Here is a 16,594-nt window from a genome sequence, read left to right on the forward strand (position 1 = left end):
GTGGATATGAATGAATCTTCTGCCGCGCCTCTGGGCCGGCGCTATCAATTGGCCGACCTGACCATGGCCGGCGGGCGCCCCTGGTTTGCCGTGCACTCGCGCGACGAAAACGGGCATACCTCGTCATGGATCGTCAGCGGCGACTGGGTCGGCGACCGGTTTCAGTTCCAGCCGCAGGTGTGGGTTGCTGATGCCATTCAGGCCATCGTCGGTGACAACGATGGGCAGGTATGGGCAATCACCAGCGAAGACCAATTGCTGACCAATACCGAGCTTGGGCATGTCGCCGGATGGCAGCGCATTTCCCCGCATCCGCAGCTGTCGGCATTGCACCCCTGGTATTCCCGAACAATCGGTTATCAAACGCCCGACGGCGAAAAAATCGAGCTGGCCGAGTGTCTGGCCTGGGTCAGCGGCAGCCTGCTGATCGGTACCTTCGAGCGTCGTCTGTACCGCTGGACATCGGGCGAATGCGCGCAACTTGAATACGATGACCACGTTCCCGGCACGATGGGCGGGGTCAACAATATTGTCGTGACGGCGCAGGCGGTATTCGTTCTGGGCTACGCCGGGCTGATCCTGCGCCGGATCGGCGACAGTCCCTGGCAACGAGTTCCCGGACCCTGGCCGGAGGAGGCTGGCGAGTTCGTCAACCTCATCGCGGGTGTCGAAGGTCCACAAGGTGAACTGTGGGCAGTGGCCGCTGGCGGCTCGGTGATTTCTGTTGCCGGTCAGGAAGCCAGAACCATTGCGCAGGTGCCTGGCGAACCCTTGGGCATCACTCGGTTCCAGCGCCACTGGTTTGTCTCGACCCTTGAGGGTTGCTACGAATTGACGGGCGATGGCGACTCGGTGCTGGTCAAGCGCAATATTCTGATGGGCAAGGCCATTGACGCCGGCACTTGCCTGATCGCGTTTGATGCCGAACCGCAGTTTCCCGATAGTGCCGAAGTCCACGTCTGGCTGCGCACCCGAAGTCACGACAGATGGTTGCGCCAGGTGGTGTGTCGCCCCTGAGGCCCGTCGTCAGAACGCAATGTTCAGCGCACTGGCAAGCAGGAGACTGCTCAGTGCAAATCACCCATCCTGCAGAAGCTTCAACGCCCGATCAAAATCGAACAGATCTACCTGTGCCGCGACCAGAGCCAGGCGTTCTGCCAACGCCCGATCAAGTGGCAGGTTGCGCAGTCTTGCAAGTGCGTCCAACGCCGCCGTGTCACCTTCGTCCAAAAGCCCCACGAGCCTGTTCAGTTGCTCGTTGATTGCGGAGTAGTTCAGCGGGTTTTCACCTGTGCCGGCCGGTGTGTCTGCCTTGAGGTCGGCCAGAGCCAGCAGGATCGGGTGCAGGCAATATTCGACCTGCGTCACCAGCGTTTGCAGCACCTTAGCCGGCTCGCCGTCATGGCAGGCCTGTTCCAGCAAAGCGCAGGCCTGCGCCACGGCCTTGGCGCCGATGTTGCCGGCAGTGCCGCGCAAGCTATGCGCCAGTCGTTCAGCGGCGCCACGATCCGGATCGGTCCGTGCGGCATGGAACTGCTCGATAAAGCCTGTCTGAGTGTCGCGAAACTTGCACAGCAAACGTAAGTAGAGGTCCCGCCGCCCCATGCAGGTGGCGAGACCCGCCGCCAGATCAACGCCCTCAATATGCTCTGGCAAGCCATCGGCGAAACTTGTATTCAGCGATGCTTGAGCGGCACGTGGATTGATCCATTTTGCCAGGGTGGCGAACATGGTTTCGACGTTGAGTGGCTTGGAGATATGGTCGTTCATGCCGCATTCGAGGGCGCGCTCGCGGTCACCGTCCATCGCGTTGGCGGTCATGGCGATCACCGGCAAAGTGCTGAAGCGCGCTTGTTGGCGGATGTGTCGGGTTGCGGTGTAGCCATCCATTACCGGCATCTGGCAATCCATCAACACACCATCGAAGTCGCCATCCTCGGCGAGGATGTCCAGGGCTTCCTGACCGTGCGTGGCGAGTCGCAGGCGTATTCCGACGCTCTCCAGCAGTTCGCTGGCCAGTTCCTGATTCAGATCGTTGTCTTCGACCAGAAGCAGCCGCGCGCCATTGAGGCTGGCGACGGTGTTGGCATTGTGCAGGGAGCGTTCGCCCGTTCGCGTGTCCCCCTGTGTTTCTCTGCCCAGCACCACGCCGATGGCTTCGAGCAGCGAGGACGGCGTGACAGGCTTGGTCAGCACCACCGGCAACTGGATGCCTTGACGCTCGGCTTCTTCGCGGGCTTCTTCGCGTCCAAATGCGGTGATCATGATCACCGATGGCGTGCGCATCAGGCTGGCGGAATGCATTTTGCTCACGGCTTCCATGCCATCCATGCCGGGCATCCGCCAGTCCATCAAGACCAGATCGTAAGGCAGTGCCTTGTGCTCGGCGTCGGCCAACATGCGCAGCGCCAGATCTCCGCTCTGCGCGACATCCACTTCCAGGCCAAAGCTACGTGCCATGCCCGAGAGGATTTCACGCGCACTGGCATTGTCATCCACGACCAGTACCCGCATGCCCAGTAGCTCGCCGGCCTTGAACATACGGCGCGCCTGCACGCCTTGCTGCACGCCGAGTTGCACCTGGAAATGGAATGTCGAGCCGACCCCCGGTTGGCTTTCCACCCAGATTCGGCCGGCCATCAGCTCCACCAGCTTCTTCGAGATGGACAAGCCGAGCCCGGTGCCGCCGTACTTGCGAGTGATCGAACTGTCAGCCTGACTGAATGACTCGAACAGGCGTGAACACTGCTCGGCGGTCATGCCGATGCCCGTGTCGCGCACCCAAAAGTGCAGTTGCACGTGTTCGTTGTGTGAACCCACTGCTTCCACGCCGACCACGATGTCACCGCGCTCGGTGAACTTGGCAGCATTGTTGCCCAGATTGATCAGCACTTGCCCCAGGCGCAGGGGATCGCCGAGCAGGGCCGTGGGCAGGTCGGGCGGGATCTGGAACAACAACTCCAGACCCTTGTCCTCGGTCTTCAGGCCAATCATGGCGGCAAAACTGTCGAGCACGTCCTCGAGGCGGAAAGGCGCCTGTTCGAGGCTCATCCTGCCGGCCTCGATCTTGGAAAAATCGAGAATGTCGTTGATGATTCCCAGCAGGTTCTCCGCCGAGCGATGCACCTTTTCTATGTAGTTGCGCTGGCGATTGTCCAGGTGGGTGCGCAGCGCCAGGTGGCTCATGCCGATGATGGCGTTCATCGGCGTGCGGATCTCATGGCTCATGTTGGCAAGGAACTCGCTCTTTGCCTGAGTGGCCTCTTCGGCCGCTGCTCTTGCCTCTGCCAGCGCCGTCACGTCGATGTTGATGCCGGTTGCGCGCAATGGCTGGCCGTCCGGCGTGCGTGAGAAACGGTTGAGCGAGCGGAACGTGCGCACCTGTCCATCATTTTTACGCACGATGCGAAAGTCGAATTCGACGCGATCATCGCCACTCTGCACGGCGCTCTCGAAGGTGCTGCTGACCCGCGCCAGATCCTCGGGATGCACCAGCGCCCGCCAGTGCTCCAGCGTGCCACCGAAGTTGCCGGGTTCAAGACCAAACAGGGTTTCGAGCTGGGGCGTCCAATAGTTTGTGCCGCTGACCAGATCAACATCGAACAGACCGATGTCGCCAGCCTCTTGCGCCAGGTTCAGGCGATCGCTGGCAGTGCGCAGCCTGGCTTCCATCGCCCGGCGCTCACTCACGTCGCGCACTGAGGCACAGACGCAGACGCCACGACCCTCCAGGCGGGGCAGGTGGGAAAGGCCAATTTCCACGGAGAACAGGCTGCCGTCTTTGCGCACGCCGCTCAGATCCTCCAGATCGCCGCCCATCTGCCGGGTGCCGCCGCTGGCAATGAAACCGTCGCGCAATTTGACATGACGCTCGCGGGCAGCGTGCGGCACCAGACGCTCGATGCTGGCGCCAATCAACTCGCCGGGGGCATAGCCAAACAGGGTGTCCAGTTGCGGGTTGGTCATCAGAATGCGACCGTCGGCGCCTAGCACCAACATTCCATCCGGTGCGGCCTCGATGATGCCGCGATACCAGGCCTCGGTGGCGCGCAATGCTGCCTGCTGAGCCTCCAGCTCGCGGGCCTGGTGTTCCAGTTGCAAGGTCTGCGCGCCCATTTCGTCCGCCTGACGGCGAGTCTCCAGCAGCAATGCCTGAGCTGCTTCACTGCGTTCCATGATGGCCATGGCGCCGGCCAGCCTGGGCAGCACTTCTTGCAAGAGCAGCGCTTCGTTCTCTTCCAGTTGGCGAAAACCGGCCATTTCCACCACCCCGAGCAGGCGTTCGCCACGCAGCACCGGTTGAACCATCAGGACGCTGGCGGGGGCGGCGCCCAACTGCGTGCGCACATGCCAAAACGCTTCGGGCAGATTCTGCAGGTGACGGGGTTGGCGATCGAGTGCGCACTGGCCAAGCAACCCTTCACCGAGTTCAAGTTCAACGGGCAGAGGATGCTCACGGTCCACCGCGTAACCGCCCACCAGTCGAAGGCGCGAGGCGCCTTCATAGAGAACGTAAAGCGCCCCTTGGTACATGCCCAGTTGCGGCGCGATGTGGCTAAAAAAAGCCTGGGCCAACTGCTGTGGGGTTTCCGCCTGTTGCAGATCCACTTGCAGCAGTGAAGTGTGGTTTTTGACCCAGCGCTGGCGCTCAAGCTGACAAGCCTCCACCTGCAACGTGGCGATGGCTCGGGCCAGGTCACCGGTTTCGTTGCGAAGGTCGGTGTGGGGGATCTGCCCGTCCAGTTTGCCGGACGCCAATTCGTCCACCGCCACACGGACGCGATTGAGCGGCACGCGAATGGAATAACTGACCAGCCAGGTCAACAGCAACGCCAGCGTCGACCCGCCCAGCAGCAACACATACGTGATCGTGGTGCTGCGCTGCGCATATTCGGCCAGATTCTTCGCCGTATCGTGGATGTCGGCTTGTTTGTTGTTCTCTATCTGCGTGAGCAGCCCGTCACTGCCCTGTTCCAGCGCGAGAAAATCCTTACTGTTGAGCAGCATCCAGGCTTGACCGAGGGAGCCTTTGCCGGCGAATTCCAAAGCGTCATCGCCATCTTTTTGCAGACGCTGCAAGAGCATTTCGAATTCAAGCAGACTGCTGAGACTGCTCTGTCGCCGCAGCGTCGGTCGCACCTGTTCCAAGGCTTCGTGGAGTCGTTCCTGGGCGACATTCATCTGCGCTCTGGCGCTGATGCGGATCTCCGCGTTGTTGGTCGCGATCGCACGTTGCATGGCCAGCAACAGATGCGGCAACTGCACCCGGACTTCCTGCACATGCTGGATACCTACCAGATCCTGCTGGTACAACTGCAGCATTTCGTTCCTGAGCGAGTACTGGGCACGCAGGCTTTGCACCCCCAGTATCAGAACCAATATCAGCAGCGCGGCGAAGCCGATGATCAATTTACTGCGCAGGGACAGGCGCTCGAGCATCTCGAACAGTCTGTTCATAAAGGGCCTCGTTCTACAGGGGGGCAGAGTGCTACACAGGGTTCAGGGTTGTTCAGCGATCTGTTCAAGCAAGGCCAGTTGTCTGGCCATGTCCTGGTCACTGTCGGCGAACTGCACGGCAATGTTCTGGAACTGCTCGGCATTGGCCAGAAATGCATCGCAGATGTCCGGGTCGAAATGTTTGCCTCGGCCTTCGCGGATTATTTCGACCGCCTGCTCATGCGGCATGCCAGGCTTGTATACGCGGCGGCTGATCAGCGCATCGTAGACATCAGCCACAGCCATCAAACGCGCGCTGATCGGGATGTCGTCGGTGGCCAGCCCTTGCGGATAGCCACTGCCATCCCATTTTTCTTGATGGCCGTAGGCGATTTCCTTGGCCAGGCGAAGGAAGTCGACGTTGATCCCCAACTGGTCCTCGGCGTGCTGGATGGCGTCGCGTCCCAAGGTCGTGTGGGTCTTCATGATCTCGAACTCTTCCGGAGTAAGGCGTCCGGGCTTGAGCAGGATGCGATCAGGAATGCCAATCTTGCCGATATCGTGCAGCGGTGCCGATTTGAATAGCAGCTGGATGGTTTCCTCGTCGAGAAAGTGACGAAAGCGCGGGTGCTCGCGCAGCCGTTCGGCCAACAACTTTATGTAGTGCTGGGTGCGGCGAATGTGGTTGCCGGTTTCGTTGTCGCGGGTCTCGGCGAGCGAGGCCATGGCGTGGATGGTGACATCCTGGATAGCCATCACTTCGCGGGTACGGCGTTGCACTTCCTGTTCCAGAAAATCGTTTTGATTGCGCAGAAAGTCGCCGACGGCCTTGAGCTTGACCTGCGTCTCGACCCTCGCCATGAGTACCGGGGGAATGATCGGCTTGGTGATGTAGTCGGCAGCGCCGAGGCTCAAGCCGCGAATCTCGTCCTCTGTGGCCGTCATGGCGGTGAGGAAAATGATCGGTATGTGAGCGAGGCGGGCGTCAAGCTGGAGTCGCTCGGCAACGTCATAACCGGACAGCCCCGGCATCATGATGTCCAGCAGAATCAGGTCGGGGAGCGGGTCGGCCTGCAGAAGGCGCAAGGCTTTCTCGCCGCTGTTGGCGGCCTTGACCCGGTATTTGTCCTTTAGCAACTCGGCGATCAGCATCAGGTTGTCTGGGGTGTCGTCGACCACCAGAACGGTTGCTGATGGGTAAACGCCCTGCATGCTATCCATGGATGTTGGCTCCCTTGACTGAAAAGCAGTCAGCGTACTTACGCCAGACTGTTGTCGGCAAGCGTAGCTAGAAAAGCTGCAATCGCTAGGTCGAAGCAGGGAGGTTGATTCGATGAGGTACTTGATGAAGTGTCAGGGTAACCGGCGGCTTCACCCTCTTGCTGATGCAGTAAAGCGTGCAGCCTGCCGAGGTGGCGATCTGGCTACAGCACTTCGACGAGATGCAGGATTTTGGATTGGTGGTCGGCAGGACGACGGAGAAGGTCAGAAAGTTTTGTAGTCTTTCAATGAGCGCAGCGGAAACCTCAAACCCCAGAAACGACAAAGCCCTGAATAATCAGGGCTTTGTCGTATCAGATATGGCGGAGGCGATGGGATTCGAACTCATGGACCTGTTACAGTCGACGGTTTTCAAGTCCGAAGATTAGTCCATATATTTCAACAGTTTAAGCTGTATTCGTTTCCGCTACGTCGCATTCATTAATGCTCTGGAGGCCTCTGAAATCAAGGGGTAGGAACTTATTTGCGGAAACGAATTTGGCCGGTTATTTGGAGTTCACGGTTGGCTCATGATCGCTCTAAATTTGATAGCTGCCACCGTGAGACTGCGCTCGATGAAAAACTACTCTCATCTGAAGTGGGATTTTTGGTTTGTAGCCAGACTCGCCGGATGGGCCAATCCTCGACTATTTCGTCCTATCGCGGACGAGCACCTTCATAAGCGTCTTGCAACAATTGACGAATTGCCGAGGCCTCGATAGGTCGAGGATTCCAGTAAGGATTAGACATGGCAATGTCCGTAGCGCGATCCAGATCCGCTTCGGTCAGGCCTAAATCTTTGAGGCGGGTCGGGGCGCCGAGCGAACTGGACAAGTCGAACAACGCAGAAGCAGGTGAGCAGTCACCGACATCCAGGGCACGGCTGATGCGCGACAGAGCAGGGGCGGCGCACTGGTTGTAGGCAATGGCATGCGGCAGCACGATGGTGTGCGTTTGAGCGTGTGGCAGATTGAAACTGCCTCCCAGCGTATGACAGAGTTTGTGGTGCAGCGCCATGCCGACGTTGCCCAGCACTGTGCCGCACAGCCAAGCACCGTATAGGCAATCGGCGCGGGCGTCGATATCGGTCGCATCGACATGGATCTTTTTCATTCCTTCTGCGAGAGCACGGATACCTTCTTCGGCCATCAGCGACATCACTGGGTTGCCGTCTTGGGCGTACAAGCCTTCAGCGGCGTGAGCGATGGCGTTCATGCCGCTGGTGATCGACATGTCCAGCGGCAGACTGACGGTGAGTTCCGGGTCGTAGATCACGGTTTTAGGCAGCACGCGCGGGTCTTTGCCGGTGCGTTTGATGCCGTTCTCGGTCAGGCCGTAAACCGGTGTCATTTCCGATCCTGCATAGGTCGTAGGGATTGCCAGAATGGGTAATCCCGAATCCATCGCAATGGCTTTGCCCAAGCCTGTGGTCGAGCCGCCGCCAATCGCGACTGCGCAATCGGCGCCCAGTTTGCGTGCGACTTCGCGAGCTTCACGCGCCGTCTCGATCGGCACGTGCATAACTGCCTTGTCGAAAATTTCCGCCGCCCGATCACCCAGCAACTGCGCAATGCGTTCAGCCTGCGGACGTTGCTCCGGGGTGCATAGCACCAATGCTCGTTTAGCGTCCAGAAGATCAATTTCCGCTTCAAGTCGTTGCAGCGATCCTCTGCCGAAAATCACGCGGGACGGTTGGCCGTTGTAGATGAAAGGTGCGGTGGACATTAGCGTTTCTCCCGAACATTTAAAGTGCTGAAGGTATTGTCATGGGCGTTGGCTGGTAGGCGAACAGTCGCCATTGCGCAGCCGTTCTGCGCCAGACGGTCAGCGTGCGGTTGTGAATGGATTTGGCGATGCCGTGGGAAGTGATGTCAGCAGCCATTTCACCAAACACCAATGCGGTGTCTCCCGAACAACGAACCTCATGAATCCGATGCTCAATGCGGTGATAGACGTAAAGACCGTCACGGCACTTGTGCAGATAACTGTTGAGGGTGTCCCGGATCCCGTTGGAGTGAACGTAGATCAGTTCAGGGTCAGCCAAGCGCTCGAAGGTCAACAGATCGCCCCGGCGCATTGCCGCGTAACGCTGATCTTCAAGCGCGGTGAGGGCCGCAGTGATAGAAGGTTCGTTGATCATCAGGTTCCTCGATACGCCTGCTGCTTACTGGCTGGTCAGGACGAAGTTGAAGTTCAGTGAATAAAACGTCTCGTTGATCACTGAGCCATCCGCCGCTGGCCCCGGTTCGTGACACAACCATTGGGCAATCAACGAAGAGCGGACACCGAATACGGCATCGGTATCAAGGTATGCATCACCTTCCCGGAATACTTGGGTGCTCAGCGTTCGGTAGCCCCGCGCGCGGAGGGTGAATTGCATGTGTGCCGGTCTCCAGGCATGCCGATTAAGTGCGGCGAGCAAGGCGCCGACCGGGCCATCGGCTTGAATCGGCTGACTGTCTGGCAACACAGTCCAGAAGTGGTATTCGCCTAAATGATCGGCCTGCAATAACGCCTGATCGCAGGCACAATCGCTGGCGACGCACACTTGAATACTGGCGCCTGGAACCGGATTGCCTTGGATGTCTCGAACCGTTCCGCTGACATGGCATTTGACGCCGGAACCCTCGGCGCTAATGTCGGCGCCCAGGTCATGCAGATGAGGGGAAGGTAATGGCAGCGTGCCGATTGCCGTGGCTTCAGTGCCACCTGATCGCTTTTTGCTGTTCTGGGCCACCACCAGCGTCGAGAGTCCCAACGTGTGTGAAAGTAATAGGAATTCCTGTCGATCTGACGAGCAGATCGCCGCGGCTTCGGCGAGAAAATCCATACCGCTTTGCCACTCTTCTTCGGTCAGTCTGACGTCCCGGGCAAAAGCGTGCAGATGCTGCACAAGGCTCGTCATTATCTCGCACAAACGCGGGTCAGCCGTGCCGCTGTTGCGTGCCAGTACCGCTTGCGTGATTGATGCTTCGTCCAGATTGCGCATCGTGACTCCGAGAAATTGCTGATATCTGGGCGCCTGCTCTTGGTCAGTTGCGGACACCGCAACCGCCCTGTTCAGGCCATAGCGCTGCACGTTATAGTTGCGGTCTGCGCAAAAAAAGCCCGATAAAGAAAATCTTTATTTCATATATGAAAAAATAAAAAAGGAGGGCGCGATGGATCGGCTTACCGAACTCGAGCTATTTGTGACGACCGCCGAGGTGGGAACGCTGAGTAAGGCGGCGGAGTTGCTGGGCTTGTCGAACGCTGCGGCGAGCCGGCATCTGGTGGCGTTGGAGCAGCGTCTGAACGTGCGTTTGATCGATCGCAATACTCGGCGCCTGGCGCTGACTCATTCCGGCCATCAGTTCTACACCAGTTGCAAGAGCCTGCTAGGCGAACTGAAAGAAGCCGAAGCCTCCCTCACCGAATCGCTGGTGCAGCCGGTCGGAACCCTGACGATTACCGCGTCGATCTCGTTTTGCATGTTGCACATCGCGCCGCTGATTCCCGCGTTTCGCAAGAAATACCCGCACATCACGGTCAAGGTTCTAGGCGAGAATCGCTATTACGACATTATCGACAGCGAGATCGATCTGGCGATCAGAACGAAGGAATATGAGCCCGACTCGAACATCACCATCCGCCGTCTGGCTGAAACACGTCGCGTGCTGGCGGCGTCGCCGGGCTATTTGCAGCGCATGGGTACGCCGAAGACGATCGAGGATCTCGCCAGCCATGACTTGCTGATTTATAGCCACGCCAATCAGCCACGGGTTATGCGTTTTACCAAAGGTGAGGAAGAGGTCGCAGTCAAAGTCGATCCGATCCTTGAAACCAATGATGGTCAAATTGTTCGCGCCGCAGCACTGGCGGGCGGTGGCATCCTGGTGCAGCCTAAATACATCATCAATGCCGACTTGGTAGCTGGGCGCCTGATTCCGGTACTGGATGACTGGGATCTACCCCGGCTGACGATCAACATGGCGTTTCAGAGCCGGCGGTATATGCCGACCAAGTTGCGCGTTTTCATCGACTTCCTGCTCGCCGATTTTGCCGAGCATGAATACGAGCGCTACTGGACGCGATAATCCTCGCGTCGATCCCTTCCTGATAAACGATGCGGCGCCCGGCCGCGTCGATCTTCCCCGCGCTGACTGACTCTCGTCCTGCCTATCACCGACAGGGCCGTTCTCTACGCTCACTCGCAGTTTTCCACTGAGCGGAAAACACATTTGCCAGATGGACATTTTTTTTCCGATTCAATGGCAGTAGTCTCGATCCCACTGAGTGTACAAATAACTTCAATAAAAGGTTGACCCTCATGTCCCGCGATCAAACCGGCGCCAATGCCTCATCAAAAATTCTTTGGCGAATCGCCGTCATCACTACCATGGGTTCGTTGGGCTTCGGCTATGACACTGGCGTGATCTCCGGCGCGTTGCCGTTCATGGCACTGGAGCCAAGCCAGGGTGGGCTCGGCCTGTCACCTGTTTCGGAAGGTCTAGTGGCGTCCTCGTTGATCTTCGGCGGTGCATTTGGCGCGTTGTTCGCAGGGCAACTGTCGGATCGTTATGGCCGCCTCGGCGTACTCAAGGCTCTGGCGCTGCTGTTCGCAGTGGGTGCGCTGGGAACGGCAATGGCGCCGGACATGTGGAGCATGGTCGCCACGCGTTTCATTCTCGGCATTGCCGTTGGCGGTGCCTCATCCACGGTTCCGGTGCTGATCGCCGAACTGGCAGCGCCTAAACATCGGGGGCGGCTGGTCTGTCAGAGTGAGTTGATGATCGTCTCCGGGCAGTGCTTGGCTTACGTCACCAGCGCCGGACTGGCGCATCTTTTCGACAGCCCCCTCATCTGGCGCTACATGCTCGCCATCGCGCTGATTCCGGCCGCATTGCTCTACATCGGCATGCACTTCGTTCCGACTTCACCGCGCTGGCTGGTCAGCAAGGGCCGCATTGCCGAAGCCAAGTCGACGCTGGCCGGCATCCGCGATACACAGCGCGAGGCCGACCGCGAGCTCAAGGAAATCATCGCCCAGTGCAACGTCGAACGCACACACACAGGGGTGCTGGCCAAGCTCAACGAACCGTGGCTGCTGAAATTGCTCGCTATTGGCATTGGTCTGGGCTTCGTCATCCAGTTCACCGGCGTCAATGCATTCATGTACTACACGCCGATGATCCTCAAAGAGACCGGCATGGGCATCAACGCGGCACTGATCGCAACCATCGGTAACGGCGTCATTTCGGTGATCGCAACGTTGATTGGCATGTGGGTCATCAATCGTATGGGCCGGCGTTCCATGCTGTTGCTGGGTCTGACCGTGGTGGTACTGGCGCAAATCTTCCTTGGTGTGGTGCTCAATTTCATGCCGCACTCGCTGCTGCAAAGCTACATGGCTTTGTCGGGCGTGCTGGTGTTCCTGTTCTTCATGCAGATGTGCATTGGCCCGGTCTACTGGCTGTTGATGTCGGAACTGTTTCCGACCCACGCACGGGGTTTGATGAACGGTATCTCAGTCAGCATTTTCTGGGTGTTCAATGCGATTGTCGCGTTCGTGTTCCCGGTTCTCCTCAGTACGTTGGGCGGCATGACTTTCTTCCTGTTCGCTGTCGTCAATATTGGCTCGATTGCTTTCTGCACCTTGTGGCTGCCGGAAACCAAAGGCCTGACCCTGGAAGAAATCGAACAGCAAATGAAGCAACGCTTCAACGGCCGTAAATGGCGCGCCGTCGACGCACAGGCCTATTGAAACTCGCATCACTGGCGTCGCCGGCAGTGCGCATGAAACCACTGCCGCTCTTCAAGAATAATGAAACAAGGATCTCAGCCATGACCGCTCACCTAGACACCGATATCGCCATCGGCGGCCTCTTCGAAGAAGAACATTCCGCTGAAATCGTCAACGCGCGAATCTCTGCTGACGCCGATCCGCGTTTGCAGAAAGTGATGGCGGTACTGACCCGGCACTTGCACGCGGCGATCAAGGAAATCGAACCGACGCATGACGAGTGGTTCAAGGCCATCGAGTTCCTGACCCAGACCGGGCAAATGTGTACCGACTGGCGTCAAGAGTACATTCTGCTGTCGGACGTGCTTGGCGCAACCATGCTGGTTGACGCGATCAATCACCGCCGCCCGAAAGGCGCCACGCCCAACACCATCCTCGGCCCGTTTTACGTGGCGGATGCGCCGCGTTATCCAAACGGCGCGAACATCTGCCTGGACGGCAAAGGTGAGCCAACATTGGTCAGCGGCCGCGTGCTGGACACCGCTGGCCGGCCGATTGCCGGTGCGACGCTGGACATCTGGCAAACCAACGATGACGGTTTCTACGACGTGCAGCAGAAGGGCGTGCAACCGGATTACAACCTTCGCGGACTGTTCACCAGTGACGCTGACGGTTACTACGCTTTCCGCACGGTCAAACCGCGCCACTACCCGATTCCCGCTGACGGCCCAGTCGGCAAGCTGCTCGGGCAACTGGGCAGACACCCGAATCGCGCTGCGCATTTGCATTTCATCGTCACCGCAGAAGGTTACGACCAGGTCATCACCCACATCTTTACCCCCGACTGCCCATACCTGCACGAAGACACCGTGTTCGGCGTGAAGAAAGAACTCATCGCCGAATTCACCAAGCAAACCGATCCCGAGGTCGCCAGCAGTTATGAATTACCGGTGCCTTTTCTGGCGGTCAATTGGGACTTCGTCCTTACCCCGGTTTGATTCAGCGACACCTTGCTAGCGAACGTTTTTAACCACTCATTCTTAAGTGATCGTCATGCCAAATAAAAATATCGAACTGTTGGCCGCTTACTGGACTCTCGCTGGCGACACCTACCCGGGCGCACCCAGCGAGATCAGCCCGTTTTCCCTGCAATCACGAGCTGAGGCTGCGGCCAAAGCGGGCTGGAAGGGCATGGGTCTGGTTCACGCTGACCTGGTGCACAACGTTGCCAAATATGGCATCTCCACAGTGCGCAACATTTTCAAGGACAACGGCATCAAGCACCTTGAAGTGGAGTTTCTGACCGATTGGCATCTGGACGGTGATCGCCGCAACTCCTCCGACCGGATCCGCGACGAACTGCTGGAAGTCGCAGGCGAACTGGGAGCGCGCAGTTTGAAAGTCGCGGCCGGGCTGTTTGACGACGGCGCCCCTGATGTACCGCTGATGCGCGAAACGTTTGCCCACTTGTGCGATCAGGCCAAGCCATACGGCGTGAATGTGGTGATCGAGTTCCTGCCGTTTTCTAGTGTCAACACCATCGACCTGGCCATTGCCGTCTCCGAAGGCGTGCGTCCCAACGGCGGTTTGCTGGTGGACACGTGGCACGTTGCGCGCGGCGGTATGAATTTCGACGAGATTGCCAAGATCCCGTTGGAGCTGATCAAGTCCATCGAACTGGACGACGCTGATCATTCCATCGTTGAAACGCTATTCAACGATTCCACGCATTACCGCAAGTGCTGCGGTGAAGGCCAGTTGGACGTGCCGGACTTTATTCAACAAGTGGTCAACGTCGGTTATGACGGCCCATGGGGTGTCGAATTGATCTCCGCTGAGCTGCGCAAGTTGCCGCTGGACGTGGTGTCCAAGCGCGCGTTCGACAGCACCCTCGCACAGTTTGAAAATATCCGGTTCCCGCGCTGATGCGCGTGACCCATTGAAGATTTGCCCGACTATTACAACGAATAACAGCGTTTTCAGGAGATGAACAATGGTAGGTATCGCAGTGCTCGGCGCCGGTCGTATCGGCAAGATTCACGCAGCCAATGTGGCTGCAAGCAAGTTTGCCAAACTGGTGGTGGTGGCGGATCCCTTCGCCGATGCCGCCCAGAGCCTGGCCGATGCCTTCGGCACCGAAGCCATGCTCGATTGTGAAGCGGCCATCGACCGTGACGATGTGCAGGCGATTGTCATTGGCACGCCAACGCACACCCACATCAACCTGATGCTGCGCGCCGTGCGTCAAGGCAAGGCCGTGCTGTGTGAAAAACCGATCGATCTGGACATGGCCAAAAGTCTGGCGGCGGTGGAGGAGGTGGAACGCCTGAACGGGCGGGTGATGCTCGCATTCAACCGCCGCTTCGAAAGCACTTTCGCCGAAATGCATGCCGCGATTAAGGCCGGCGACATTGGCGAAGTGCGTCAGGTGATCATCAGCAGCCGTGACCCCGGGCTCGCACCTGAGGATTACATTGAGCACTCTGGCGGGATCTTTCGCGACATGACCATCCATGACCTGGACATCGGTCGCTGGCTGCTCGGTGAAGAGCCGGTCGAGCTCACTGCGATCGGCAGCCGCCTGATCGATCCGCAGATGATGGAAAAGTACGACGACTACGATACCGCGATGGTGCAAATGCAGACAGCCTCGGGCAAGCAATGCCACATCAACAACTGCCGTCAGGCGGTCTACGGCTATGATCAGCGTATCGAGGTGTTTGGCTCCAAAGGCATGTTGCAAATGGACAACCTGCGACCCACCACAATCCGCCGCTGGAGCCAGGACGTTACTGATGCCCGCGAACCGCTGCTGAACTTCTTTCTGGAACGCTATCAACAAGCCTATAAGGCTGAACTGGATGCCTACATCGATGCCTTGGTGAAGGGGACGCCGCTGCCCACCACTGTGCAGGATGGCCTCAAGGCGCTGAAGTTGGCGGATGCTGCGGTGGAGTCGGTCAAGACCGGGCGGGCAGTGCGGCTCTGAGCCGGCAGCCGGTCGCCACCTCGACAAGAATTCTGGAGAACAGCATGACCTATAAACTTGAGCACGACGCCACGATTGGTGTGGCCTGCCTGGGTATCACCCACCCGCACACGTCGGGGCGGGTCAAGGCGTTTAAACGTATACCCGGTGCAAAATTCCTCGGTGCCTTTGACGACAGTCCTTTGCTCGCGCCGTTCTGTGACGCTCTGGATCTGCAGCCGCGCAGCAAGGAAGAAATTCTCGCCGATCCCAATGTGCACGTGGTGCTGGTGCACCCCAAAAGCTATCTGATGGCGGACTGGGCCATCGAGGCGCTGGAAGCCGGGAAAGCTGTGCTATGCGAAAAGCCTGCCGGGCGTGGCACCATCGACACTCGCCGTATCGTTGAAGCGGTTGAGCGCACGGGTGGACTGTTCCAGGTCGGTTACTGCTGGCGTTACGCGCCTTCGGTGGAAAAAATGCAGCAAGTGCTGCAGAGCGGGGAGATCGGCAAGGTCTTGCAGGTGCGGGCACACGCCGGGTGCTCTCACGATGAAGCCGATACCAACCACATGAAACAACCGGGTGACCGAGGCGGTGCGTTCTATGTGATCGGTTGCCACACCATCGATCGTTTGCTGCTGCATTTCGGCATGCCGGATTCGGTCAATGCGCGGATCACCAAGTTTGCCGGGCAGATGAGCGATTCAGCGCGCGAGGATGCCGTGGGCGCGGTGCTCAACTACGCAGACAAACTCATCACGATCGACTTCATGTCTTGGGATCCGATGCCTTGGACGGAGAGCTGGGACATCACAGCTTACGGTACCCACGGCGTCATGCATTCAACGCCCATGCCAGCGTCGTACAAGCTTTACCACGATGGCAAGAACGGGCATCAGCAGGGCTGGACGCACTGGAACGAAAACAGCTTTCCGGAGATCTGGGCGGTGCGCAAAACCGTCTATTCGCCGGAAATCGCCGAAATCGGTAACCCGGTGTATTTCGACCGTGAAGCGGCCGCCTTCGTCCAGTCGTTGCGCAACGGCAGTCCCTCGACCGTGCCCGCGACCCAGGCACATAACATTAACGTGATTCTCGAAGCGCTCTTTGAGTCCGCCGAGCTGAACGGCCAGGAAGTCATCCTGGCGCAATAACGCACTGAAGTCCCGTACACCTAATGACCCCGCCGGCTCTGTTCGCAGAGC

At 58.6% G+C, this 16,594-nt stretch carries 13 protein-coding genes; 8 read left to right on the forward strand and 5 right to left on the reverse strand.

Features of this window, described 5'->3' with window-relative positions; translation table 11 throughout:
• Positions 1-6: 6 nt before the first annotated feature.
• The gene (locus ACWR1S_RS00250) at positions 7-1,017 is read left to right on the forward strand and encodes a hypothetical protein (RefSeq protein WP_454561986.1); all 1,011 of its coding nucleotides are present in this window, start codon (positions 7-9) and stop codon (positions 1,015-1,017) included.
• A gap of 60 nt (positions 1,018-1,077) precedes the next feature.
• On the opposite strand, the gene ACWR1S_RS00255 is transcribed toward ACWR1S_RS00250, so the two are convergent.
• Together ACWR1S_RS00255 and ACWR1S_RS00260 are read right to left on the reverse strand one after the other, a co-directional pair.
• Positions 1,078-5,457: a response regulator gene (locus ACWR1S_RS00255; protein ID WP_454561987.1), complete on the reverse strand. Its 4,380-nt coding sequence runs from the start codon at positions 5,455-5,457 to the stop codon at positions 1,078-1,080.
• A gap of 42 nt (positions 5,458-5,499) precedes the next feature.
• Positions 5,500-6,657 (reverse strand): HD-GYP domain-containing protein, encoded by a 1,158-nt coding sequence (locus ACWR1S_RS00260; RefSeq protein ID WP_454561988.1) that lies wholly within the window; start codon positions 6,655-6,657, stop codon positions 5,500-5,502.
• A gap of 176 nt (positions 6,658-6,833) precedes the next feature.
• Here ACWR1S_RS00260 and ACWR1S_RS00265 point away from each other — a divergent pair, with 176 nt between their 5' ends.
• Positions 6,834-7,085, forward strand: a complete 252-nt coding sequence (locus tag ACWR1S_RS00265) for a hypothetical protein (RefSeq protein ID WP_454561989.1) — start codon at positions 6,834-6,836, stop codon at positions 7,083-7,085.
• A 268-nt stretch (positions 7,086-7,353) separates the two neighbouring features.
• Here ACWR1S_RS00265 and ACWR1S_RS00270 read toward each other — a convergent pair whose 3' ends face one another.
• The 3 genes from ACWR1S_RS00270 to ACWR1S_RS00280 are packed head-to-tail and all read right to left on the reverse strand — an operon-like array spanning position 7,354 to position 9,685.
• A complete protein-coding gene (locus ACWR1S_RS00270; protein ID WP_454561990.1) occupies positions 7,354-8,421 on the reverse strand; it encodes a maleylacetate reductase in 1,068 nt (355 codons plus the stop codon).
• A 19-nt stretch (positions 8,422-8,440) separates the two neighbouring features.
• Positions 8,441-8,836, reverse strand: a complete 396-nt coding sequence (locus ACWR1S_RS00275; protein WP_454561991.1) for a nuclear transport factor 2 family protein — start codon at positions 8,834-8,836, stop codon at positions 8,441-8,443.
• 24 nt (positions 8,837-8,860) lie between these two features.
• On the reverse strand, positions 8,861-9,685 hold the full coding sequence (locus ACWR1S_RS00280; protein WP_454561992.1) for a dioxygenase: 825 nt from the start codon (positions 9,683-9,685) through the stop codon (positions 8,861-8,863).
• Positions 9,686-9,857: 172 nt separating this feature from the next.
• Between ACWR1S_RS00280 and ACWR1S_RS00285 the strand changes: the two genes are divergently transcribed.
• The 6 genes from ACWR1S_RS00285 (at position 9,858) to ACWR1S_RS00310 (ending at position 16,543) form a co-directional block, all read left to right on the forward strand.
• Positions 9,858-10,772, forward strand: a complete 915-nt coding sequence (locus tag ACWR1S_RS00285) for a LysR family transcriptional regulator (protein ID WP_454561993.1) — start codon at positions 9,858-9,860, stop codon at positions 10,770-10,772.
• Between the two features lie 233 nt (positions 10,773-11,005).
• Positions 11,006-12,439, forward strand: coding sequence for a sugar porter family MFS transporter (locus ACWR1S_RS00290; RefSeq protein WP_454561994.1), 1,434 nt, complete (start codon positions 11,006-11,008; stop codon positions 12,437-12,439).
• An 80-nt stretch (positions 12,440-12,519) separates the two neighbouring features.
• Positions 12,520-13,416, forward strand: a complete 897-nt coding sequence (locus tag ACWR1S_RS00295) for an intradiol ring-cleavage dioxygenase (protein ID WP_454561995.1) — start codon at positions 12,520-12,522, stop codon at positions 13,414-13,416.
• A gap of 55 nt (positions 13,417-13,471) precedes the next feature.
• Complete coding sequence (locus tag ACWR1S_RS00300; RefSeq protein ID WP_454561996.1) at positions 13,472-14,344, forward strand: sugar phosphate isomerase/epimerase family protein; 873 nt, start codon at positions 13,472-13,474, stop codon at positions 14,342-14,344.
• Between the two features lie 67 nt (positions 14,345-14,411).
• Complete coding sequence (gene iolG / locus ACWR1S_RS00305) at positions 14,412-15,407, forward strand: inositol 2-dehydrogenase (RefSeq protein WP_454561997.1); 996 nt, start codon at positions 14,412-14,414, stop codon at positions 15,405-15,407.
• A gap of 44 nt (positions 15,408-15,451) precedes the next feature.
• Positions 15,452-16,543 (forward strand): Gfo/Idh/MocA family protein, encoded by a 1,092-nt coding sequence (locus ACWR1S_RS00310; protein WP_454561998.1) that lies wholly within the window; start codon positions 15,452-15,454, stop codon positions 16,541-16,543.
• Positions 16,544-16,594: the final 51 nt, after the last annotated feature.

The sequence above is a fragment of the Pseudomonas sp. AIG genome, from assembly GCF_977020205.1.